This is a genomic window from Buchnera aphidicola (Pseudoregma panicola) (assembly GCF_039376655.1).
Lineage (GTDB): Bacteria > Pseudomonadota > Gammaproteobacteria > Enterobacterales > Enterobacteriaceae > Buchnera_G > Buchnera_G aphidicola_C.
In genome coordinates, this window is the sequence record NZ_CP135000.1 from 12,351 (window position 1) to 36,125 (window position 23,775).

The window sequence follows — 23,775 nt, forward strand, 5'->3', positions numbered from 1 at the left end:
TTAATATTTTAAAATTGAGTTATAATATTTTAAAAAATATTTATTTTAGAGTATTTAATTTTATGAAAAGAACGTATCAACCATCAATATTAAAAAGAAATAGATCTCATGGATTTAGACATAGAATGTCTACTAAAAATGGAAGACGCATTTTGAATAGAAGAAGATTTAAATATAGATCTAAATTAACAGTTTCTTCAGAATAAAATTTATAAAAATGAAAAAAAAATTTTTTTTTAAAAAAAAATATAGATTATTTAAAAATTATCAATTTTGTTTTGTTTTCAAAAAATCTCATAAGGTTTTTAACAAAAAATTTTTAATTTTTAGTAGAGAAAATTATTGTAAACATCCTAGACTTGGAATAAGAATATCTACTAAAATTATAAAATTTTCTTATAAAAGAAATATTGTAAAAAGAATAATAAGAGAAAGTTTTAGGAAAAATATAAAAAAATTATTTTATATGGATTTTATTGTTATGGTAAAAAATAATATTTCTAAAGTAAAAAATTTTTATTTATTTGTATCTTTACAAAATTTGTGGGAAAGATATTTTAATTATGATCAAATATTATAAACATTTATTAAAATAATATATTATATTAACATTTTTATAAATTTATTAAAAGTTTATATAAATTTATTAAAACTATATTTATTTTTTTTAATAATATATAAATATTTTAGAAAAATATTAAAAAGAGAGAATAAAAATGTATTGGATTAAGAATATATTTATATTATTTTTTTTATTTATATTAGGATTTTTTGTATACAAATTTAATAATATAAATTTTTTTCATGATTACTTTCATATAGAAAAATATAGTAATATAAATTTAGAAAAAAGTTCTAATACTTTTGATACTAAAAATATAGTTATGGTTAAAACTGATACTTTTAAAATATTAATAGATAAAAATACAGGTAATATAGTTGAAGCAAATTTATTAAAATATAAAAAAAATATTAATGAATCTGATCCATTATGTTTATTAAAATCAAAAAATGATTTTTTATATCAAGCTAATATAGGAATATTAGGTTTAGAAAAACATAATTTTTATTATGATAAAAAGTATAATAAAAAAAATTTGTTTGAACTTACTGAAAATAATAATAATTTATTAGTTAATATGAAGTGGAAATCTAATGATGGCATATCATATATAAAAACTTTTTCTTTTGAAAGAGGAAAACATTTTATTAAAATAAAATATGAAATAATTAATAATTCTAGAAAAAAATTAGATATTTCTATGTATGGTAATTTAAATCAAACTATAAATATTGAAAAAGAAAATAAAAATTATATTTTTGGAATGAAAACTTTTAGAGGAGCTGCTTATTCTAGTAATAAAGAAAAATATAGTAAAGTTAATTTTTATGATATAAAAGAAAAAAATTATATTTCTGATTATTCTAACCAAAATAAATGGATAGCTATGGTTCAACCATATTTTGTATCTGCTTGGATACCTGATAATTCTTTAAAAAATAAAATGTTTATTGATAAAATTAACTTTAGAGACGTTTCTATAGGTTATATAACTGAAAAATTTAAAATAAATTCTTATGAAAAAAAAGATTTTTTTTCTAAGTTATGGTTAGGACCTAAAATTAAAAAAGAAATGTTGGAAGTATCAGATAGTTTGTATTTTACAATAGATTATGGATTTTTATGGTTTTTATCTCAACCATTGTTTGAGTTATTATGTTATTTACACAGTTTTTTAAAAAATTGGGGAATATCTATAATCGCTATAACTTGTATAATAAAATTAATTATGTATCCGATTTCTAAAATTCAATATTATCAAATTGCAAAAATGAAAGAAATTCAAAGTGAAATAAATATTATAAAAGAAAAATATAAAGATAATAAAAATATATTAAATAAAGAAATAATAAATTTATATAGAAAAAATAATATTAATCCAATAGGTAGTTTTTTACCTTTAATAATACAAATGCCGATATTTTTGTCTTTATATTATGTAATTATAGAATCTGTAGAATTAAGACATTCTCCATTTATATTATGGATAAATGATTTATCTGATAAAGATCCATTTTTTATATTACCTATATTTATGGGAATTACTACATTTTTTTTACAGCAATATTCTCAGGATAGTGATATTAATGAAGGGTTGCATAAAAAAATAATTAATATTATGCCTTTATTTTTTACTATATTTTTTTTATGGTTTCCTTCTGGATTGGTTTTATATTATATAGTTAGTAATATATTAACAATAATACAACAAAAAATAGTTTATAATAAATTTAAAATATAAATATATTTTTTTTATAAATAAAAATATATTTTTTTTGGAAAAATTTTTAATTATATGTATATTAAAGACACTATAGTAGCATTAGCTACTCCTAATGGTATATCAGGAGTTTCTATATTAAGAATTTCAGGTGAAAAGGTTAAAGAAATATGTAAAAAAATTCTTAAAAAAATTCCTAAATCTAGATATGCAAACTATTTAGATTTTTTCTCTATTTTAGATAAAAGAATAATAGATAAAGGGATAGTAATACGATATAAGAAACCTAATTCTTTTACCGGTGAAGATGTTTTAGAATTTCAGTGTCATGGAAGTCCTATTTTAATTGATATATTATTAAAAAATATTTTGTCCATAAAAGATGTTAGAATTGCAAATAATGGAGAGTTTTCTCAAAGAGCTTTTTTTAATAATAAAATAGATTTATTACAAGCAGAAGGTATAGATGATTTAATAAATTCGAATTCTGAGAAAATGCTATTTTCTTCTTTGAATTCTATTAAAGGAAAATATTCTTCTTATATAAAAAAATTGTCTGATAAGATGATTAAGATAATAACAAATATTGAAATTATTTTAAATTCTGAAGAAGAATATAATATTTTTACAAATAAATTATTTTTAAAAAAAATAGATAATCTAATATATGACTTTAAAAATTCTATAAAAAAAATAGAAAAAAATATTGTTTTTAAAGAAGGAATAAAGATAGTTATATCTGGAGTTCCTAATTCAGGAAAATCTAGTCTTTTTAATTCTATATTGTCTACTGATAGATCAATAGTTACAGAATTTAGTGGTACAACGAGAGATGTTTTAACAGAAAATTTTTCTTTTAATGGAATTAGTTTTAGAATTTCTGATACCGCTGGAATAAAAAATTCTAATGATAAAATAGAAAAAATAGGAATTTTAAAAGCTTGGAAAGAAATAAAAGAATCTAATTGTGTATTGTTAGTCACTGATTATAATAGTAAAAAAAAGTTAGAAAAAAATGTTTTTAACAAAAGTATAATAAAATATTTAGAATTAAATAATATATATTATATTGTAATTTTTAATAAATGTGATATAAATAACGTTTCTCCTAATATAAAAATTTTTAAAAAAATTGCTTATATTACTTTGTCTGCTAAAAAGAATATTGGAATAAATTTGTTATTAAATTTTATTAAAGAAAAATTATTATTTAAAAATTTTTCTGAAAATATTTTTTTATATAGAAATAGACATTTAGATTTAATTAAAAAATCACTATATGGACTTAAACGTTCTAAAAAAACTTTCAATAAATTTCATAATTTAGAAATTTTGTCTGAAGATTTAATAAAATCTAAAAAGTTTTTAGATTGTATAGTAGGAAAATTTTATACAAATGATTTATTAAAATCTATATTTTCTAATTTTTGTTTTGGTAAATAATGTTTATATAATAAAAAATTTTTTATGCCCGAAGGCGGAATCGAACCACCGACACGGGGATTTTCAGTCCACTGCTCTACCGACTGAGCTATTCGGGCAACTTAAATTTAATTATTTGCAATAAAATTCTAAAAGTCAACTTATTTTTTAGTTTTTTATAAAATTATATTAAAAAAAATATATTTGTAAAATATAAATTTTTACTTGAAAGTACATGATATAATACATATATATAAATTTAAGAAGTAAAAATATTGATAAAATTTTAAAATAATATTTTATTTGTAATAAGGTGTTAGTAAAATGAAAATTCGTCCATTACATGATCGTGTTATAGTTGAAAGAAAAAAAAAGGAATCTAAATCTTCTGGAGGTATAGTATTAACAGGTTCTGCTGCGGGTAAATCTTCAAGAGGAACAGTATTATCTGTTGGCAAGGGTCGTATTTTAGATAATGGAAAAATAAAACCATTAGATGTTAAAATAGGAGATATAGTAATTTTTAATGAAGGATATGGAGCAAAAACAGAAAAGATTGATAATAAAGAAGTTTTGATTTTAAACGAAAGTGATATATTAGCTATAATAGAATAAATTATAAATATAATTATTTTTTAATAAAATTGTTTAAAGGAAAATTTATATATGGCAGCTAAAGATGTAAAATTTGGTAATGAAGCTAGAATAAAAATGTTAAATGGTGTAAATATATTAGCAGATGCTGTTAAAGTTACATTAGGACCAAAGGGAAGAAATGTAGTTTTAGATAAATCTTTTGGTGCTCCAAGTATAACTAAAGATGGTGTTTCTGTAGCAAGAGAAATAGAGTTAGAAGATAAATTTGAAAATATGGGTGCTCAAATGGTAAAAGAAGTAGCATCAAAAGCTAATGATGCAGCTGGTGATGGTACTACTACAGCTACTTTATTAGCTCAAGCAATAGTTAATGAAGGATTGAAAGCTGTTGCTTCAGGAATGAATCCCATGGATCTAAAAAGAGGTATAGATAAAGCGGTTATAAATGCTGTTAATGAATTAAGAAAATTATCTGTTCCTTGCTCTAATTCTAAAGCTATTACTCAAGTTGGTACAATATCAGCTAATGCTGATGAAAAAGTAGGTTCTTTAATTTCCGAAGCAATGGAAAAAGTTGGTAATGATGGAGTTATAACCGTTGAAGAAGGTACAGGTTTACAAAATGAATTAGAAGTTGTAAAGGGAATGCAGTTTGACAGAGGATATTTGTCTCCCTATTTTATAAATAAACCTGAATCAGGAATAGTAGAATTAGAAAATCCTTATATATTAATGGTAGATAAAAAAATTTCTAATATTAGAGAGTTGTTATCTATATTAGAATCTATAGCTAAGTCTGGAAAACCATTATTAATTATATCAGAAGATTTAGAAGGAGAAGCTTTAGCTACTTTAGTTGTAAATTCTATGAGAGGAATAGTAAAAATTGCAGCAGTAAAAGCTCCAGGTTTTGGAGATAGAAGAAAATCTATGTTGCAAGATATTTCTATTTTAACTAATGGGTCAGTTGTTTCTGAAGAATTAGCTATGGATTTAGAAAAAACTTCTATAGAAGATTTAGGACAAGCTAAAAGAGTAGTTATTACTAAAGATAATACTACTATAATAGGTGGTTTAGGTAATAAAAAAGATATAAAAAATAGAGTGAATCAAATAAGAAAAGAAATAAAAGATTCTACTTCAGATTATGATAAAGAAAAATTGAATGAAAGATTAGCTAAGTTATCAGGAGGCGTAGCAGTATTGAAAGTAGGAGCAGCAACTGAAGTTGAAATGAAAGAAAAAAAAGCTAGAGTTGAAGATGCTTTACATGCAACTAGAGCAGCAGTAGAAGAAGGAGTTGTTCCAGGCGGTGGAGTTGCTTTAGTTCGTGTTGCTCAAAAAATTTCTAAGATGTTAAGTGATAATGAAGATCAAAATGTTGGAATACGAGTTGCAGTTCGTGCAATGGAAGCTCCTTTGCGTCAAATAGTATCTAATTCAGGAGAAGAACCTTCTGTTGTAACTAACAATGTTAAAGATGGAAAAGAAAATTATGGATATAATGCAGCAACTCATAAATATGGAAACATGATAAAATTTGGTATATTAGATCCTACTAAAGTTACTAGATCTGCATTACAATATGCTGCTTCAGTTGCGGGTCTAATGATAACTACAGAATGTATGGTAACTGATTTACCTAAAGAAGAAAAATCTGATTTAGGTCATTCTCAACCAAATAATGGAATGGGTGGAATGGGTGGAATGATGTAATTTTATATTTTAGATTTTTTTTATTATAAAAAATTTATTGTATTTTAATATTTTCTTATCCTTAGAAATAATTTTCTAAGGATAAGTTTATATAAAAAAATATTTTTTTTTAATTTTTTTAAAGAGTGTATTAAATTTTATGATATTTTGTAATAGTAATAATTTTAAAAATGGTTTAAAAGTAGTTTTCAATAATATTCCTTTTAATATTGAAAACAGTGAGTTTGTCAAGCCAGGAAAAGGTCAAACTTTTGTTAGAATAAAAATGAGAAATCTAATAAATAATAAATTAATAGAAAAAACTTTTAGATCTAATGAAAATTTAAAAATTGCAGATATAGAAAATGTTAAGATTTCTTTTTTGTATAGATCTGAAGAAATTTTTTATTTTATTAATTTAAAAAATTATAATGAAATTTCAATAGAAAAAAAATTTTTAAAAAATGTTTTGAGTTTTATTATTCCTGGAAAAAAATATTCTGGTTTATTTTGGAATAATAAATTAATATCTGTAGTTACAAAAAAAATTATTAGTTTAAAAGTAATTGGTTTTGATCAATTTTCTGAAAATAAATCAAATTATAATACTAAAGTAGCTATATTAAAAACTAGACTAAAAATTTTGGTTCCATCTTTTATAAAAATTAATGATATAATAAAAATAGATACTAGATCTTATAAATATATTTCTAGAAAGAACAATAAATAAAAATATTTTTATTTTATTGTTTTTATAACGAATTTTATATATATTTTCTATAACTATTCCATTCAAAATTTAACCATAAACTATTTCCTATTCTCATCCTATCTATTACTCTTTCTCCTAATAATATTTTCATTCCTTCATGATTTAAATTAGATAACATTCCTGTAGATCTTTTTGATGAAGATCTTCTATCTACTATTTGATTTATAACAACTTTCTCATATCTAGATTCTGTTTGCATTCCTATTTCATCTATCATTAATAAATCTACATTGCTTAATTTGTTTAATAAATTTTCTTCTGTTATATTACTTGAACCATTAAACGTGCCTTTCATATTAGACATTAAATCTGCTACTGTAACTATTAAAACACTTTTTCCTTTTAATATAAGATAATTACCTATAGCTGATGCAAGATGATTTTTTCCTGTTCCAGGATTACCTGAAAAAATAAAACTAGACATACAATTATTAAAATTTTTTGCATATTTTTTTGCTGCATTTAGAACTCTTTGATGTCCTTTATGTTCTATTTTATAATTTTTAAATGAACATTTTACATATAATTTTTTTATTCCAGACTTTTTAAAAGTTTTTTTTATTTTCATAATTTTATTTTTTTTTAAAATAGATTTTGAAGAAATTATTCCTTGTTCTTGATTCCAAGATAACAAATCTTTGTCATTTTTAAACTTTGGTTTTATATGTTTAGGAATTATTTTTTTTAATCTTTTTAAAAAATTAATAGTATTATTTTTCATTATTTGTCTCTAAAACCATCTGGAATAAAATTATTTTTTTTACATATTTTATTATTATGAATATATTTTTTGGATTTTATAGATCTTGTTACTTGTAAACTATATGCTAATTTTTGTTGCCATTGAATATTATGTAAGAATCTACCTTCTGCTTTCCAATAATCTATAAATGATTTTAATTCACTTTTAGAAACATTTTTAATTATTTTTATTCCCCATATTGATGCTTTTTTTATAAAATTTTTTCCTGGTTTCCAATTATCATGCATAGAAAATTTTTTTTCAATTTTATTTTTTAAATTAAATTTTTCTATAGACATTATTTTATTAAAATTATTTTTACAATTTTTTTTTTTATATTTTTTTATTTTGTTAAAAATTTTTGTTATTTTTTTTTTATTGAATATATATACCATAGAATTATTATTTTTTGATATTAATATTATTTTTTTTTTTGATTTTTCTAAGAACTTTAGAGGGTTTTTTAAAAAATTTTCTATAGTAATATTTAGTGTATTTAATTTTTTTATGTTCATAATAATATTTATCCTATATTTTCAAATTAAATATAAAAAATTTTTTATAATTATTATTTTATAAATATATTTAAAAAATTTATTTTTTATTAACTAAATATAATATACCAATAGTTTGTCCTATATTTTTTTTTTTAAAACTTATCCAATTTTTAGGTATTTTTATTTTATGTTTTATTTGCTTTTCTAAATATATAAAAGTATTTTTTTTTGTCCAATTATTTTTTTTTAAAAAATATATAACTTTATCTATTATTTTATTATAAAATGGAGGATCTAGAAATATTATATCGTATGGTTTTCCTTGTTTTTTTAACCAATTCAATATATTAATGTTAATTATTTTTGCATTTTTTATAGATAAAATTTTTATATTATTTAATATATTTTTATATATATAAAAATTTTTTTCTATACAAGTTACATGTTTTGCATTTCTTGATATTGCTTCTATACTTAATATTCCACTTCCTGAAAAACAATCTAAACATTTTGATTTATTTATATATTTTGATAACCATTCAAATATAATTTTTCTCATTAAACATGTTGTAGGTCTAATTATATTATTTTTTTTTATATTAATTTTTCTAGATTTTAATTTTCCAGATATTATTTTCATAAATTTATATAAAATATTATTATTATTGTATTTAATTTATATTTTTTTTATAATAATAAAATATTATAATTATATTTTTTATATTGTATATAATAAAATTATTTAATTTTATATTATAGAAATGAGAATAAGATATGTCAAAGAGTAAAAATAGTAACTTTTTTTCTTGGATATTAAACAAATTTAAAAAAAAAAAAAAAATAAAAAAATAGATGTTGAGGATATTAATAATAAAAAAATAAAAAATAATGATAACATTGTAAGAAGTAAATTTAATAAAAATAATAAAACATTTTTTTTAAAAGATAAAGATGTAAAAAAAAAAGAATCTAATAATGTTTTTAAAATATTAAAACAAAAATTATATAATACTAGAAGAAATATTAGTTTAAAAATTAAAAACATGTTTTTTAAAAATAATATAGATAAAAAATTTTTTAAAAAACTGGAAGAAAACTTATTGTCTTGTGATATTGGATTTAATACTTCAAAAAATATAATTTCTAATTTAATTTATAAAGTTAATAAAAAAAAAATTTTAGATAAAAAAAAAATTATATATATGTTAGAGAAAGAATTATTAAAAATATTAGAAAAATCAAAAGATAATGAATTAATAATTAAAAAAAAGTATCCTTTCTTAATTTTGGTAGTAGGAGTAAATGGAGTTGGTAAAACTACTACTGTAGGAAAATTAGCATGGAAATATAAAAATGAAGGAAAATCAGTTATGATAGCAGCAGGAGATACTTTTAGAGCTGCAGCTATAGATCAACTTAATATAATTTCTAAAAAAATATTTGTTCCTGTTGTTTCTCAACATTATAAAGCGGATTCTGCATCAGTAATTTTTGATGCAATACAATCTGCAAAAAAAAAAAAAATAGAAGTATTAATAGCAGATACTTCTGGAAGACTTCATAATAATAAAAATTTTATATGTGAATTAAAAAAAATTGTGAAAGTTACAAAAAAAATAGATATTAATTATCCAGATGAAACAATTTTAGTAATAGATTCTTCTAGTGGACATAATGTGATAAATCAGTTAAAAATATTTAATGAAGCTATAAACATAACTGGAACAATTTTTACTAAATTAGATGGTTCAGCGAAAGGTGGAATGATTTTTAATGTATCAAATGAATTAAATATTCCTATTAGATATATTTGTACCGGAGAAAAAAAAGAAGATTTGCATGAATTTGAATATAAAAGTTTTGTAAAATCTATATTAGAATAAATAACTATTTTATAATAAAATTCATAAAATTAAAAATTTTTTATATTTATTAATTAATATTAAAAAAATGGTTAATAGTATTTTATTTTATATAGTTTATATATTTAGAAAATTTTATTAAAAATAAAATATTTATAATTTAGGTAATTAAATGACAAAGAATATTGATTCTATTTCTTTAAGCTCTATAGGAAGTTTAAGTTCTTATATAAAAGTAGTATTTTCTTTTCCTGTAATAAATAAGAATAGAGAAAAATATTTATCAAATTTATTATATTATAATAGAGATTTAAATTCTGCTAAAACTTTAATATTATCTAATTTAAGATTTGTTGTACATATTTCAAAAAATTATTTAGGATATGGTTTGTTGCAATCTGATTTAATTCAAGAAGGGAATATAGGATTAATGAAAGCTGTTAACAAATTTAATCCAGAAATAGGTGTTAGATTAATATCTTTTGCTGTTCATTGGATAAAATCAGAAATACATGAATATGTTTTAAAAAATTGGAGAATAGTAAAAATTGCAACTACTAAATCTCAAAGAAAGTTATTTTTTAATTTAAGAAAAAATAAAAAAAGATTTGGTTGGTTTAACGAAGATGAAATAAAAATTGTAGCGAAAGAATTAGGTGTTACATATAGAGATGTTAAGGAAATGGAGAAAAGAATGTCCGCTAAGGATTTAACATTTAATTTTTCTTCTTTAAAAAATACTAAAAATACAAATTCTAAATTTTTAACATCACATCTGAAAGATAATAATTCTAATTTTGCTAGTATTTTTGAAAAAGATCAATTTCACAAACATAATATTATTAAATTATATAGAGCATTATATAGTTTAGACAATAGAAGTAAATATATAATAATATCTAGATGGTTATATAGAAATAAAAAAAAGACTTTACAAAATTTAGCAGATTATTATGGAATTTCAGCTGAAAGAATAAGGCAAATAGAAAAAATTGCTATAAAAAAAATGAGATTTAAAATGAAAAATTAATATTACATTTTTTTTAAAAAAGTTATTTTTTTATATTTATATTTTATTTTTAACATATTATGTAAGATATGTTCAAAAATGTTATAATTATTTATATTTTTTTTGTTTTTTATATTATTTATAAAATTATTTTATATATTTGAATATTTTAAAACTAAATTTTAAAATTTGTATAAAATATATTTTATTTATATAAGAGAATTTGTTTAATGAATATTTTTAGTCATATATTAGGTTTTCCAAGAATAGGATCTAAAAGAGAATTAAAATTTTCTCAAGAAAAATATTGGAACAATGAAATAGGAATAAATGATTTAATTAATATAGGTAAAAAAATAAGAAAAAAAAATTTAAAAATTCAAAAATCTTCTGGTTTGGATTTTGTTTGTGTTGGCGATTTTGCTTGGTATGATCATGTTTTAAGTAATAGTATGATGTTAGGAAATATACCTAAAAGACATATAAATCTAAATAAAAATAAAATAATTAATATAGATACTTTATTCGGAATTGCTAGAGGTTTTTCTTATAAAGGAAATTTATCACATGCTTCTGAAATGACAAAATGGTTTAATACAAATTATCATTATATAGTTCCAGAATTTAGTAAAAATACATCTTTTAAATTTATTTGGAAACAAATATTAGAAGAATTAGATGAAGCTATAACTTTAAAATTTAATAAAATTAAACCAATTTTATTAGGTCCTGTAAGTTATTTATGGCTTGGTAAAGTAGTAGATAAAGAAAAGTTTAGTAAATTAGAACTATTAGATAAAATTTTACCAATATATAAGAATATTTTGTTTGAATTTGAGAAGAGAAATATTGATTGGGTGCAAATAGATGAACCTATATTAACTTTAGATATTTCTAAAAAATGGTTAGAATCTTTTATATATTCATATAATTATTTATATAATAAAAATTTAAAAATTTTATTAACTACATATTTTGGTAATATATATCATAATATAGATACTATAAAAAATATTCCTGTAGATGGAATTCATATAGATTATATTAATTCAAAAAATGATATTAATAATATAATGAAAAATATTTCTAAAGATATTCTTATATCTTTGGGTGTTATAAATGGAAGAAATATATGGAAATCTAATTTAAAAAAAATATATGAAGATATATATTTTATAAAAAAATTAAAAAGAAAATATTTTATAAGTACTTCTTGTTCTTTAATTCATGTTCCATTAGATTTATCACTAGAAAAAAATATTAAAAATTCTTTAAAAAAAAAATTTTCTTTTGCTATACAAAAATGTAAAGAATTATCTTTATTAACAAAATCTTTAAAAGAATCTAATAAAGAAATTTTAGACGATAATTTATTAGATAATTCACAAAAAAATAATTTAAATAAACATTTTTATTATATTAAAAAAAATGATTTTTGCAGAAAAAGTTCTTATAAAATTAGGAGAAAAAAACAAAAAAAAAGTTTAAAAATACCTATTTTACCAACTACTACTATAGGATCTTTCCCTCAAACCAAAAAATTAAGAAATGTTAGATTACAATTTAAAAATAAAAAAATAGATTTAAAAAAATATAATTTAGAAATTAAAAAATATATTAAAAATGTAATTTATATTCAAGAAAAGTTAGATTTAGATGTTTTAGTACATGGAGAGCCTGAAAGAAATGATATGGTAGAATATTTTGCTCAACATTTAGAAGGATTCATATTTACAGAGTTTGGATGGGTTCAAAGTTATGGTTCAAGATGTGTAAAACCTCCTATAATAGTTAATGATGTATATAGAAAAAAACCTATAACTTTAAAATGGACAAAATATGCTCAGTCTAAAACTAATAAATTAGTAAAAGGAATGTTGACCGGACCAGTAACAATATTACTATGGTCATTTTGTAGAGAAGATATATCTAAAAGTATTGTTTCTAAGCAAATTGCAATGTGTTTAAGAAAAGAAGTTATGGACTTAGAAAATGCAGGAATAAAAATTATTCAAATTGATGAACCTGCTTTTAGAGAAGGTCTTCCATTAAGAAAAAAATTTGTAAAAAGATATTTGTCTTGGTCTATAGAAGCTTTTAAAATAAGTTCATCATCAGTAAAAGATAAAACTCAAATTCATACACATATGTGTTATTCTGATTTTAATAATATAATAAATTCTATTATAGAATTAGATGCAGACGTAATTACTATAGAATCTTCTAGATCACAGTTAAAATTATTAAATTGTTTAAAAAAAATAAAGTATCCTAATGCGATAGGACCGGGTGTATATGACATTCACACAAAAAATATTCCTGATGTTAATAATATAAAAATAATTATTAGAAAATATATAAAAACATTTGATATTAATAATTTATGGATAAATCCAGATTGTGGATTGAAAACAAGAAACTGGAAAGAAGTAAAAAAATCTTTAAATAACATGGTAAAAGCTACTAAAGAATTAAGAAATGAAATTTAAATTTATATAATTTTTATATTTTTTAAATATTTTTATTTGTCACTATTAAAACTGAAGTATTTTAAAATTTTCAGTTTTAATAGTTTTATTATAAATAAATTTATTATTTATATTAAATATAATATATTTATTTTCATATTAAAAATGTGTAATATTAATAATAATTTTGTTTTATTTTTATTTTAATTTTAAAATTTTATAAATTTATTTAAATAAATTTTTTATTTTTTATTTATTTATATATAATTTTTTATAAAAAATTATTTATCTAACTGCATTTTTTAATGCTTTTCCGGATACAAATGCTGGAACTTTTGTTGCAGCTATTTTTATTTCTTCTCCTGTTTGAGGGTTTCTTCCTATTCTTTCTGATCTTTTATTTACTTTAAAAGTTCCAAATCCAACTATTTGAACAGTTTTACCTTTTTTTAAAGATTTAGTTATTATTTTTAATGTAGTTTCTAATGTATTTTTTGTTTGAGATTTAGTTAAAGAAGTTTTTTCTGCAATAGCATTTATTAATTCAGCTTTATTCATTAATTTTCCTTTATCATATATTTTTTGTTTAGTTTTATTAAAATTAAATACTATATTTTTTTTAAAAAAAATAAATTTATATTTTATATAAAAAATAAAATTTTTTATTTTATTATAAAGTTTTTATCTTTTATTTTAATAATAATTTTTATTGTAACCATTATAAACATATAAATGGTTATAAAAATATTACTTTTTAATGTAATTTTGTTTAATTAATATTAATTATATTTAATAATTTTTTATACATTTTATTAAATAAAATTTTATTATATTTTTAAAATATTATTTTAATAAAATAATTATAATTAAAAACATATATTTTATATTTTAAAATATTTAATAATATTATAAATTTGAATTTAACATTTCTGATAAATTTGCTGAAGCTTCTTCAACTGTAGTTATATTTTTTTTAGTTTTTTCAACTTTATTTTTTTTATCTTTTATAATTTTAGATCGTTTTTTATGATAAGTATAACCGGTTCCAGCTGGTATTAATCTTCCTACTATTACATTTTCTTTTAATCCTCTAAGCTCATCTTTTTTTCCTGCAATTGATGATTCAGTTAGTACTCTAGTAGTTTCTTGAAAAGATGCAGCTGAAATAAAAGATTCAGTAGCTAAAGAAGCTTTTGTTATTCCAAGTAAATCTCTATTAAAAGTTGCTATTTTTTTATTTTTTTTATTTAAAATTTTATTTTCTAGAATTACTTTTGAGTATTCTACTTGTTCTTCATGTAAAAATTTAGAATCTCCTGGATTTAATATAGTAGCTTTTCTTAACATTTGCCTTATTATAACTTCTATATGTTTATCATTTATTTTTACTCCTTGTAATTTATATACTTCTTGTACTTCATTTATTATATATTTAGTAACAGATATAACTCCTCTTAATCTTAATATATCGTGTGGAGATTCTACACCTTCAGAAATTATATCTCCTTTTTCTATATATTCTCCTTCAAATATATTTAGTTGTCTCCATTTTGGTATCATTTCTTCATGTATATTTTCTTTTTTGTTATTAGGAGTAATTATTAATCTTCTTTTTCCTTTTGTTTCTTTTCCAAATGATATTATTCCACTAATTTCTGCTAAAATAGCTAATTCTTTTGATTTTCTTGCTTCAAATAAATCAGCTACTCTTGGTAATCCTCCTGTGATATCTTTTGTTACACTAGATTCTTGTGGTATTTTAGCTATTATGTCTCCTGCTGATATTTTGGAATTATTTTCGAATTGAACTACTGCTTTACCTGGTAAAAAATATTTAGAACTATTTTCAGAGTTTGATATATATACATTTTTTCCATATTCATCTACTATTCGTATAGATGGTCTTAAATCTTTTCCTAAATTAGTTCTTTCAGAAGTTTCTAATACTACTATAGAAGATAAACCTGTTAATTCATCTGTTTGTCTTATTATACTTTGGCTTTCTATCATTTCTGAAAATTTTATATATCCATTTGATTCAGATATTATAGGTATAGAATGAGGATCCCATTGAGCTACTATCTCTCCAGAAAACACATTTTTCTTATTATTTTTTTTTAACATAGAACCATATGGAATTTTATGTGTTTCTTTTATTCTTCCATGTTTGTCAATTATTCTTAATTCAGAATTTCTAGAAACAATTATTATTTTACCATTTTTTTTTGTTACAGTTTTAGCATTGTTTAAATTTATAATTCCTGTATTTTTTACTTGTACAGCAGATTCTGCAGCTAGTCTAGAAGCAGCTCCTCCTATATGAAAGGTTCTCATTGTTAATTGTGTTCCAGGTTCTCCTATAGATTGAGCTGCTATTACTCCGACTGCTTCTCCTTTATTTACTAGTTTTCCTCTTGATAGATCTCTACCATAACATTTTGCGCATACTCCAAATTCAGTTTCACATTTTACTACTGTTCTAACCATTATTTCATTTATGGAATATTTTTCTAATTTTTTACATAGTTTTTCGTTTAATAATGTATTTTTTTTTATTAATATTTTTTTTGTTTCAGGTATTTTTATATTTTTAGAAGTTACTCTTCCTAATACTTTATCTCTTAGAGATTCTTTTATCTCTCCATTTTCTACTGTTATAAAAATTAACATTCCTTCATTAGTATTACAATCGTTTTGTGTTATTACTAAATCTTGAGCTACATCTACTAATCTTCTAGTTAAATATCCAGAATTTGCAGTTTTAAGAGCAGTATCTGCTAGACCTTTTCTAGCTCCATGTGTTGATATAAAATATTGCAATACATTTAGACCTTCTCTAAAATTTGCTATTATTGGAGTTTCTATTATAGATCCATCTGGTTTTGCCATTAGTCCTCTCATTCCAGCTAGTTGTCTTATTTGTGCAGCTGAACCTCTAGCTCCTGAATCAGCCATTATAAAAATACTATTAAATGAAGTTTGTTTTTCAATATTTCCTTTTTTATTTAATACTTTTTCTGTAGAAAGATTTTTCATCATAGCTTTAGATACTTTTTCATTTGCATTAGACCATATATCTATAACTTTGTTATATCTTTCTCCTGCTGTTACTAATCCAGAATGAAATTGTTCTTGTATTTCTGATACTTCATTTTCTGCATCTAATATTATATCATATTTTTCTTTAGGAATTATCATGTCGTCTATTCCTACAGATGCTCCTGATTTAGCAGCATAATGAAAACCTGTATACATTATTTGATCTGCAAATGTTACAGTTTTTTTTAGTCCTAATATTCTATAACATGTATTTAACATTTCAGAAATAGATTTTTTTTCTAATACTTTATTTATTAAAGAAAAAGGTAATCCCTTTGGGACTATATTCCATAAAATTGATCTTCCTATTGTTGTTTTAACTATTTTCATTTTTTTTTGAAAAAGTTTTTTTTTAATTTTTTTGTATTCTATTATTCTAACTTTTACTATAGTATGTAATGATATCATATTAGAATAATACATTCTTTCAGCTTCATTAGATCCTGTTAATATAGTTCCTTCTCCTTTTAAATTTATTTTTTCTCTAGTCATATAATATAATCCTAGTACTACATCCTGAGAAGGAACTATTATTGGTTCTCCATTTGCTGGAGATAAAATATTTTTTGTTGACATCATTAAAGATGATGCTTCTTTTTGAGCTTTAGTAGTTAAAGGAATATGTACAGCCATTTGATCTCCATCAAAGTCTGCATTATATGCTGCACAAACTAATGGATGTAATTGAATTGCTTTTCCTTCTATTAAAATAGGTTGAAATGCTTGTATTCCTAATCTATGTAAAGTAGGAGCTCTATTTAATAAAATTGGATGTTTTTTTATAACTTTATCTAATATATCCCATACTATAGAATCTTCTTTTTCTACCATTTTTTTTGCTGATTTTATTGTATTAGCTAATCCTTTTGATTCTAATTTTCCATATATAAATGGTTTGAAAAGTTCTAGTGCCATTTTTTTAGGCAATCCACATTGACTAAGTTTTAAATATGGACCAACAGTTATAACTGATCTTCCAGAATAGTCTACTCTTTTACCTAATAGATTTTGTCTAAATCTTCCTTGTTTTCCTTTTATCATATCTGCTAATGATTTTAATGGTCTTTTGTTTGATCCTATTATAGCTCTTCCTCTTCTTCCATTGTCTAAAAGAGCATCTACAGCTTCTTGAAGCATTCTTTTTTCATTTCTTACTATTATATCAGGAGCTGAAAGTTCTAATAATCTTTTTAATCTATTATTTCTATTTATAACTCTTCTATATAAATCATTTAAATCAGATGTTGCAAATCTTCCTCCATCTAATGGAACTAAAGGTCTTAGATCTGGAGGTAAAACTGGAAGAACATTAAATATCATCCATTCTGGTTTATTATTAGATTGTAAAAATGAATCTATTAATTTTATTCTTTTAGAAATTTTCTTTTTTTTATTATCAGAATTTACTTTTTTAAATTTTTTTCTTAACTTTAAAGAATATTTTTTTAAATTTATATTTTTTAATAAAGTTTGTATAGCTTCAGCTCCCATTTTAGCTATAAAATTTTCTCCAAATTCTTCTATTGATTTTATATATTTATCTTCAGATAATATTTGTTTTTTTTTTAGGTTAGTTGATCCAGAACTTATTACTATATATGATTCGAAATATAACACTCTTTCTATATCTTTTAATGGTATATCTAATAATAATCCTATTCTTGATGGTAAAGATTTTAAAAACCAAATATGTGCTATTGGAGATGCTAATTCTATATGACCCATTCTGTCTCTTCTTACTTTGCTATTAGTTACTTCTACTCCACATTTTTCACATATTACTCCTCTATGCTTTAAACGCTTATATTTTCCACATAAACATTCATAATCTTTTACTGGGCCAAAAATTTTAGCACAAAATAATCCTTCTCTCTCTGGTTTGAAAGTTCTATAATTTATAGTCTCTGGTTTTTTTACTTCTCCAAATGACCAAGATCTTATTATGTCTGGTGAAGATAATGAAATTTTTATAGAATCAAATTCTATAGTTTTTGTTTTTCCTTTTAAAAATTTTATTAAATTTTTCAAAATATGTTCTCTATTAATAAAAAATATTAATTAATTTTTTTTATAAATTTATGTATATTTTTATTTACTTTCTAATTCAATATTTATACCTAAAGATCTTATTTCTTTTAATAATACATTAAAAGATTCTGGCATTCCTGGATTCATTTTATAATTTCCATCTACAATATTTTTATATATTTTAGTTCTACCACTTACATCATCTGATTTTACTGTAAGCATTTCTTGTAAAGTATTAGATGCTCCATATGCTTCTAAAGCCCAAACTTCCATTTCTCCGAATCTTTGACCTCCAAATTGTGCTTTTCCTCCTAGTGGTTGTTGAGTTATTAAACTATATGATCCTGTAGATCTTGCATGCATTTTATCATCTACTAAATGATTTAACTTTAACATGTACATATATCCTACTGTTACAGGTCTTTCAAACTTTTCTCCAGTTTTTCCATCAAATAAAGTTATTTGACCTGATGTAGGGCAATTAGCTAATTTTAGCATTTCTTTTATTTCTATTTCTTTCGCTCCATCAAAAACAGGTGTAGATATTGGAAATCCTTTAGTAAAATTTTTTGCTAAAGTTAATATTTCATGTTTTGAAAATTTATTTAAATTAATTTTTTGTTGTATATTTTTTCCTAAATTAAATACTTTTTGTATATATTTTTTTATTTTGTTTATATTTTTATTTTTTTTTAACATTTTTTTAATATTTTTTCCTATTCCTTTAGATGCCATACCAAGGTGAGTTTCTAGTATTTGTCCTATATTCATTCTAGAAGGAACTCCTAATGGATTTAATACTATATCAATTGGATTACCAAAATTATCATATGGCATATCTTCTACTGGATTTATTTTTGATATTACACCTTTGTTTCCATGCCTTCCTGCCATTTTATCTCCAACTTGTATTTGTCTTTTTGTAGCTAAATATATTTTTACAATTTTTAGAATTCCTGGAGCTAAATCATCACCTTTTAGTATTTTTTTTTTTGTTATATATATTTTTTTTTTAAGTTCTTTTTTAAGATTTTTATATTTTTTTAAAAAAAAATTTATTGTTTTTTTTTCTTTTTCGTTAATATTTTTTCTAAACAAAGATGTTTTTGTAATTTTTAATATTTCAGATTTAGAAAATTTTTTTAAAAAATTTATTTTATAAATTTTTTTAAATATATTTTTTTTTAAAATTTTAAATTTTTCTAAAAAATTTTTTTTTATTTTTTTTATATTAATTTCTTCAATTTCTAAAGTTCTTTTATCTTTTTTAACTCCATCTCTAGTAAATATTTGAACATCTATTACTGTTCCGGTTATTCCATTCGGAACTCTTAAAGATGAATCCTTTACGTCTGAAGCTTTTTCTCCAAATATGGCTCTTAATAATTTTTCTTCTGGAGTTAATTGAGTTTCTCCTTTTGGTGTTACTTTTCCTACTAATATATCATTTTCTTTTACTTCTGCTCCTATATATACTATTCCTGATTCATCTAGTTTAGAAAGTGCGTTTTCTCCTACATTTGGTATATCTGAAGTTATTTCTTCTGCTCCCAATTTTGTATCTCTAGATATACAAGATAATTCTTGTATATGTATTGTTGTAAATCTATCTTCTTTTACTACTTTTTCTGATATTAATATTGAATCTTCAAAATTATATCCATTCCATGGCATGAATGCTACTCTTAAATTTTGTCCTAGTGCTAATTCTCCAAGATCTGTAGAAGTTCCATCAGCTAATACATCTCCTTTAATTACTTTCTCATTAATTTTTACACATGGAATTTGATTAATACATGTGTTTTGATTTGATCTAGAATATTTAGTTAAATTATAAATGTCTATTCCTAGTTTATTTTTATTGTTATTATCTTTTGTTTTTATAACTATTTTCAAAGCGTCTACATATTGTACTTTTCCGCTTCTTTTAGAAATTACTGTAACTCCTGAGTCTAAAGCTACATATCTTTCCATTCCAGTTCCTATTAGAGGTTTTTCTGATTTAAGTGTAGGAACTGCTTGTCTTTGCATATTAGCTCCCATTAAAGCTCTATTTGCATCATCATGTTCTAAAAATGGTATTAGAGAAGCTCCAACTGACACTATTTGTTGAGTTGATATGTCCATATAATTAATTTGATGTTTATTAAATAACCCTGATTCTCCTTTGTATCTGCATGTTATTAGTTCTTCTGTAAATTCATTTTTTTTGTCTATATTTGAATTAGCTTGAGCTATTATATATTGAGATTCTTCTATTGCAGATAAGTAATAAATTTTATTTGTTACTGTTCCTTTTATAACTTTTCTATACGGAGTTTCTAAAAAACCATATTTATTAATTTTTGCGTATACTGATAAGGAATTTATTAATCCTATGTTTGGGCCTTCTGGTGTTTCTATAGGACAAACTCTTCCATAATGAGTAGGATGTACATCTCTTACTTCAAATCCAGCTCTTTCTCTTGTTAAACCGCCTACACCTAAAGCAGATATTCTTCTTTTGTGTGTTATTTCTGCTAAAGGATTATTTTGATCCATAAATTGAGATAATTGACTTGAACCAAAAAATTCTTTTATAGATGCAGATATAGGTTTAGCATTAACTATGTCTTGAGGCATTAAAGAATCTATATCATTTAAAGATAGTCTTTCTTTTACTGATCTTTCTACTCTTACAAGACCTACTCTAAATTGATTTTCTACCATTTCTCCTACTGATCTTATTCTTCTATTTCCTAAATGATCTATATCATCTATTTGACCATTTCCATTTCTTATATCTATTAATTTTTTTATTACATCTATAATGTCTTTTTTTTCTAAAATTGTAGGACCTTTTATATAATCTCTCAATAAAGATCTATTTAATTTCATTCTTCCAACTATAGATAAATCATATCTATCTTCTGAAAAAAATAAATTTTTAAATAAAGTTTTTGCTGCTTCTTTAGCTGGTGGCTCTCCAGGTCTCATCATTCTATATATTTCTATAAGAGATTGATTTCTACTATTAGTAGAATCTATTTTTATAGTATTTGATATATATGGTCCTTGATCTAAATCATTTGTGAATATTGTTTCTATTTTTTTTATTTCAGATTTTATTATTTTATTTATAATTTTTATAGAAAATTCATTATTTGCTGATATTATTTTTTTATTGTTATTTTTATTAAAATAATTATTAGCAGAAATTTTTCCTATTAAGTATTCAATTGGTACTTTTATTTTTTTTATTTTATCTTTTTTTAATTTTTTTATATGGTTTATTGTAATTTTTTTACCTTTTTTTATATATATCTTTTTATTATGTAATATATTAAAAAATATAGTTTCTCCTCTTAATCTTTCTGGGTATAATTTCATATAAAATTTATTTTTTATAATTTCAAAAGTGTCTTTTTTAAAAAATATGTTTAGTATTTCTTCTTTATTATAATTCATAGCTTTTAAAAATATACTTATTGGAAGTTTTCTTCTTCTATCTATTCTTACAAATAAGTTATCTTTTTGATCAAATTCAAAATCTAACCATGATCCTCTATATGGTATTATTCTAGCACTGTATAATATTTTTCCTGATGAATGTGTTTTACCTTTATCACTATCGAAAAATACTCCTGGACTTCTATGTAATTGTGATACTACTACTCTTTCTGTTCCATTAATTATAAAAGTTCCATTTTTTGTCATTAATGGTATGTCTCCCATATATACTTTTTGTTCTTTTATTTTTTTAATTTTTTTTTTTTCTAAAGAATCTTTTTCATATATTATTAATCTTAAATTTACTTTTAATGGAGACGAATAAGTTAAACCTCTAGTATGACATTCTTTTACATTAAATGTATTTGTTCCAAGTTTATAGTCAATATATTGTAATTCTGCTGTGAAATTATAGTTTTTTATTGGAAATACTGATTTAAATGCAGATTCTAAACCATATATACTTTTTTTATCTTTTTTAATAAATTTTTTAAATGAATTTATTTGTACAGATAGAAGATATGGTATTTCTAGTACTTTAGGTCTTTTACTAAAGTTTTTTCTAATTCTTTTTTTTTCAGTATAAGAGTAAATCATTATTTTCCTCTTAATGATATAATAATTTTTATATTAATTTTATGTTTTATATAAAATGTTTTTATATTTTATATTTATACTGGTGATTTTTTATTGTAATCACCAGTTTTTTATTTTATTCAAAATTTTTATATAGTTATTTTATTTCTACTGTTGCTCCTGATTTTTCTAATATATTTTTTATGTCTTCTGATTCTTTTTTGTTTATATTTTCTTTTATAATCGTTGGAGCTGAATCCACTATATCTTTAGATTCCTTTAATCCTAAATTAGTTATACTTCTAATTGCTTTTATAACTGATATTTTATTAGGTCCTATTGATTTCAAAAATACTTTAAATTCTGTTTTTTCTTTTTCTTTTTCTGTTTGTAATACATTTTTATTTTGATATATATCTTTAGATGATATGTTAAACTTTTTTTCCATTATTGAAATTAGATCCATAACATTTTTTACAGACATTTTTTCTATTTCTTTAACTATTTTTTCTTTGCTTATTGACATTTTTTTTCCTAATTTATAATTTTGTTTTGTTTTTTATTTTTTATTATATTAATTATTTTTATTAATCTTATTATGCATATTTCTTTTAAAAAATTAATTAGTTTAATTATTGATTCTTTATATGTAGGCATAGTGGACAATTCTAATGTAGATATTATTTTACCTTCAAATGATCCAACTATAGATTTGAAATTAGGATTTTTTTTTTCAAATTTTTTAAATAATCTTGCAGCGCTTCCAGGATGTTTTATAGAATATGCTATTAAAGTAGGTCCTTTTATTTTTTTTTTTAAACATTCAAATTTTGTATTTTTTATAGATATTTTTAATAAAGTATTTTTTATAATTTTTATTATTATGTCTTTTTTTGAAGATTTTTTTCTTAAAGAATTAATTTCATTTGCAGTTATTTTAGAAAAATTAATTATAATTGCTGATTGTGCTTTTTTGGTAAAATTAGATATTTTTTCTACTAATTTTTTTTTTTTTTCTATGTTTAATATCATATTTATACTATTTCCTAAGATTTTAAAATATTTTATAAAAATATTTTTAAATTAATTATAATTTTTTATATAATATTATTTTTTATTTTTTAATTACATATATTATTTTATTTTCTTATTTTTTAAGTGTATAAAAATATAATATTTTTAGGATAATAATTAGATATTAGAGTTATTTTTTATGATAAATTTTTAAAAAATTATT

Annotated in this window: 18 protein-coding genes and 1 tRNA gene; 10 read left to right on the plus strand and 9 right to left on the minus strand. The window is 21.1% G+C overall.

Annotated elements, in window-relative coordinates; all coding sequences use genetic code 11:
- The first annotated feature begins 62 nt into the window (after positions 1–62).
- The 4 genes from rpmH to mnmE all read left to right on the plus strand — a co-directional run bounded on the left by rpmH (position 63) and on the right by mnmE (position 3,725).
- The gene (rpmH, locus tag RJT18_RS00060; RefSeq protein ID WP_343154792.1) at positions 63–206 is read left to right on the plus strand and encodes a 50S ribosomal protein L34; all 144 of its coding nucleotides are present in this window, start codon (positions 63–65) and stop codon (positions 204–206) included.
- Positions 207–217: 11 nt separating this feature from the next.
- A complete protein-coding gene (gene rnpA / locus RJT18_RS00065) occupies positions 218–580 on the plus strand; it encodes a ribonuclease P protein component (RefSeq protein ID WP_343154793.1) in 363 nt (120 codons plus the stop codon).
- A gap of 136 nt (positions 581–716) precedes the next feature.
- Positions 717–2,303 (plus strand): membrane protein insertase YidC, encoded by a 1,587-nt coding sequence (yidC, locus tag RJT18_RS00070; RefSeq protein ID WP_343154794.1) that lies wholly within the window; start codon positions 717–719, stop codon positions 2,301–2,303.
- A 54-nt stretch (positions 2,304–2,357) separates the two neighbouring features.
- Positions 2,358–3,725 (plus strand): tRNA uridine-5-carboxymethylaminomethyl(34) synthesis GTPase MnmE, encoded by a 1,368-nt coding sequence (mnmE, locus tag RJT18_RS00075; protein ID WP_343154795.1) that lies wholly within the window; start codon positions 2,358–2,360, stop codon positions 3,723–3,725.
- Positions 3,726–3,750: 25 nt separating this feature from the next.
- Here mnmE and RJT18_RS00080 read toward each other — a convergent pair.
- Positions 3,751–3,823 (minus strand) — tRNA-Phe (locus RJT18_RS00080).
- Positions 3,824–4,028: 205 nt separating this feature from the next.
- Here RJT18_RS00080 and RJT18_RS00085 point away from each other — a divergent pair.
- The 3 genes from RJT18_RS00085 to RJT18_RS00095 all read left to right on the plus strand — a co-directional run bounded on the left by RJT18_RS00085 (position 4,029) and on the right by RJT18_RS00095 (position 6,726).
- Complete coding sequence (locus RJT18_RS00085) at positions 4,029–4,319, plus strand: co-chaperone GroES (protein ID WP_343154796.1); 291 nt, start codon at positions 4,029–4,031, stop codon at positions 4,317–4,319.
- Between the two features lie 51 nt (positions 4,320–4,370).
- Positions 4,371–6,017 carry a chaperonin GroEL gene (gene groL, locus RJT18_RS00090; RefSeq protein ID WP_343154797.1) on the plus strand — a complete coding sequence of 549 codons (1,647 nt, stop codon included), beginning with the start codon at positions 4,371–4,373 and terminating at the stop codon, positions 6,015–6,017.
- 139 nt (positions 6,018–6,156) lie between these two features.
- Positions 6,157–6,726, plus strand: coding sequence for an elongation factor P (locus RJT18_RS00095; protein WP_343154798.1), 570 nt, complete (start codon positions 6,157–6,159; stop codon positions 6,724–6,726).
- A 34-nt stretch (positions 6,727–6,760) separates the two neighbouring features.
- Here RJT18_RS00095 and dnaC read toward each other — a convergent pair whose 3' ends face one another.
- The 3 genes from dnaC to rsmD form a co-directional block, all read right to left on the minus strand.
- Complete coding sequence (gene dnaC, locus RJT18_RS00100) at positions 6,761–7,489, minus strand: DNA replication protein DnaC (protein WP_343154799.1); 729 nt, start codon at positions 7,487–7,489, stop codon at positions 6,761–6,763.
- Positions 7,489–8,025 carry a DnaT-like ssDNA-binding domain-containing protein gene (locus tag RJT18_RS00105; protein WP_343154800.1) on the minus strand — a complete coding sequence of 179 codons (537 nt, stop codon included), beginning with the start codon at positions 8,023–8,025 and terminating at the stop codon, positions 7,489–7,491. Before RJT18_RS00105 ends, dnaC begins: the two co-directional genes overlap by 1 nt.
- A gap of 79 nt (positions 8,026–8,104) precedes the next feature.
- Positions 8,105–8,647: a 16S rRNA (guanine(966)-N(2))-methyltransferase RsmD gene (gene rsmD / locus RJT18_RS00110; RefSeq protein WP_343154801.1), complete on the minus strand. Its 543-nt coding sequence runs from the start codon at positions 8,645–8,647 to the stop codon at positions 8,105–8,107.
- A gap of 403 nt (positions 8,648–9,050) precedes the next feature.
- Here rsmD and ftsY point away from each other — a divergent pair, with 403 nt between their 5' ends.
- The 3 genes from ftsY to metE all read left to right on the plus strand — a co-directional run bounded on the left by ftsY (position 9,051) and on the right by metE (position 13,367).
- The gene (gene ftsY, locus RJT18_RS00115) at positions 9,051–9,890 is read left to right on the plus strand and encodes a signal recognition particle-docking protein FtsY (RefSeq protein WP_343154802.1); all 840 of its coding nucleotides are present in this window, start codon (positions 9,051–9,053) and stop codon (positions 9,888–9,890) included.
- Positions 9,891–10,041: 151 nt separating this feature from the next.
- A complete protein-coding gene (gene rpoH / locus RJT18_RS00120) occupies positions 10,042–10,899 on the plus strand; it encodes an RNA polymerase sigma factor RpoH (protein WP_343154803.1) in 858 nt (285 codons plus the stop codon).
- Positions 10,900–11,108: 209 nt separating this feature from the next.
- The gene (gene metE, locus RJT18_RS00125) at positions 11,109–13,367 is read left to right on the plus strand and encodes a 5-methyltetrahydropteroyltriglutamate--homocysteine S-methyltransferase (RefSeq protein WP_343154804.1); all 2,259 of its coding nucleotides are present in this window, start codon (positions 11,109–11,111) and stop codon (positions 13,365–13,367) included.
- A 264-nt stretch (positions 13,368–13,631) separates the two neighbouring features.
- On the opposite strand, the gene RJT18_RS00130 is transcribed toward metE, so the two are convergent.
- The 5 genes from RJT18_RS00130 to rplJ all read right to left on the minus strand — a co-directional run bounded on the left by RJT18_RS00130 (position 13,632) and on the right by rplJ (position 23,570).
- Positions 13,632–13,904, minus strand: coding sequence for an HU family DNA-binding protein (locus tag RJT18_RS00130; protein WP_343154805.1), 273 nt, complete (start codon positions 13,902–13,904; stop codon positions 13,632–13,634).
- A gap of 348 nt (positions 13,905–14,252) precedes the next feature.
- A complete protein-coding gene (gene rpoC, locus RJT18_RS00135; protein ID WP_343154806.1) occupies positions 14,253–18,473 on the minus strand; it encodes a DNA-directed RNA polymerase subunit beta' in 4,221 nt (1,406 codons plus the stop codon).
- Positions 18,474–18,533: 60 nt separating this feature from the next.
- Positions 18,534–22,559, minus strand: coding sequence for a DNA-directed RNA polymerase subunit beta (gene rpoB / locus RJT18_RS00140; protein WP_343154807.1), 4,026 nt, complete (start codon positions 22,557–22,559; stop codon positions 18,534–18,536).
- Positions 22,560–22,695: 136 nt separating this feature from the next.
- Positions 22,696–23,064: a 50S ribosomal protein L7/L12 gene (gene rplL / locus RJT18_RS00145; RefSeq protein WP_343154808.1), complete on the minus strand. Its 369-nt coding sequence runs from the start codon at positions 23,062–23,064 to the stop codon at positions 22,696–22,698.
- 8 nt (positions 23,065–23,072) lie between these two features.
- Positions 23,073–23,570, minus strand: a complete 498-nt coding sequence (rplJ, locus tag RJT18_RS00150) for a 50S ribosomal protein L10 (RefSeq protein WP_343154809.1) — start codon at positions 23,568–23,570, stop codon at positions 23,073–23,075.
- Between the last annotated feature and the right edge of the window lie 205 nt (positions 23,571–23,775).

Coding starts and splice junctions, on each gene's coding strand:
- RJT18_RS00130 (WP_343154805.1), bottom strand. CDS start 13,904: ATGAATAAAGCTGAATTAATAAATGCTATTGCAGAAAAAACTTCTTTA.
- rpoB (WP_343154807.1), bottom strand. CDS start 22,559: ATGATTTACTCTTATACTGAAAAAAAAAGAATTAGAAAAAACTTTAGT.
- RJT18_RS00095 (WP_343154798.1), top strand. CDS start 6,157: ATGATATTTTGTAATAGTAATAATTTTAAAAATGGTTTAAAAGTAGTT.
- mnmE (WP_343154795.1), top strand. CDS start 2,358: ATGTATATTAAAGACACTATAGTAGCATTAGCTACTCCTAATGGTATA.
- rplJ (WP_343154809.1), bottom strand. CDS start 23,570: ATGATATTAAACATAGAAAAAAAAAAAAAATTAGTAGAAAAAATATCT.
- yidC (WP_343154794.1), top strand. CDS start 717: ATGTATTGGATTAAGAATATATTTATATTATTTTTTTTATTTATATTA.
- metE (WP_343154804.1), top strand. CDS start 11,109: ATGAATATTTTTAGTCATATATTAGGTTTTCCAAGAATAGGATCTAAA.
- rpmH (WP_343154792.1), top strand. CDS start 63: ATGAAAAGAACGTATCAACCATCAATATTAAAAAGAAATAGATCTCAT.
- ftsY (WP_343154802.1), top strand. CDS start 9,051: ATGTTTTTTAAAAATAATATAGATAAAAAATTTTTTAAAAAACTGGAA.
- dnaC (WP_343154799.1), bottom strand. CDS start 7,489: ATGAAAAATAATACTATTAATTTTTTAAAAAGATTAAAAAAAATAATT.
- RJT18_RS00105 (WP_343154800.1), bottom strand. CDS start 8,025: ATGAACATAAAAAAATTAAATACACTAAATATTACTATAGAAAATTTT.
- rpoH (WP_343154803.1), top strand. CDS start 10,042: ATGACAAAGAATATTGATTCTATTTCTTTAAGCTCTATAGGAAGTTTA.
- groL (WP_343154797.1), top strand. CDS start 4,371: ATGGCAGCTAAAGATGTAAAATTTGGTAATGAAGCTAGAATAAAAATG.
- rnpA (WP_343154793.1), top strand. CDS start 218: ATGAAAAAAAAATTTTTTTTTAAAAAAAAATATAGATTATTTAAAAAT.
- rsmD (WP_343154801.1), bottom strand. CDS start 8,647: ATGAAAATAATATCTGGAAAATTAAAATCTAGAAAAATTAATATAAAA.
- RJT18_RS00085 (WP_343154796.1), top strand. CDS start 4,029: ATGAAAATTCGTCCATTACATGATCGTGTTATAGTTGAAAGAAAAAAA.
- rplL (WP_343154808.1), bottom strand. CDS start 23,064: ATGTCAATAAGCAAAGAAAAAATAGTTAAAGAAATAGAAAAAATGTCT.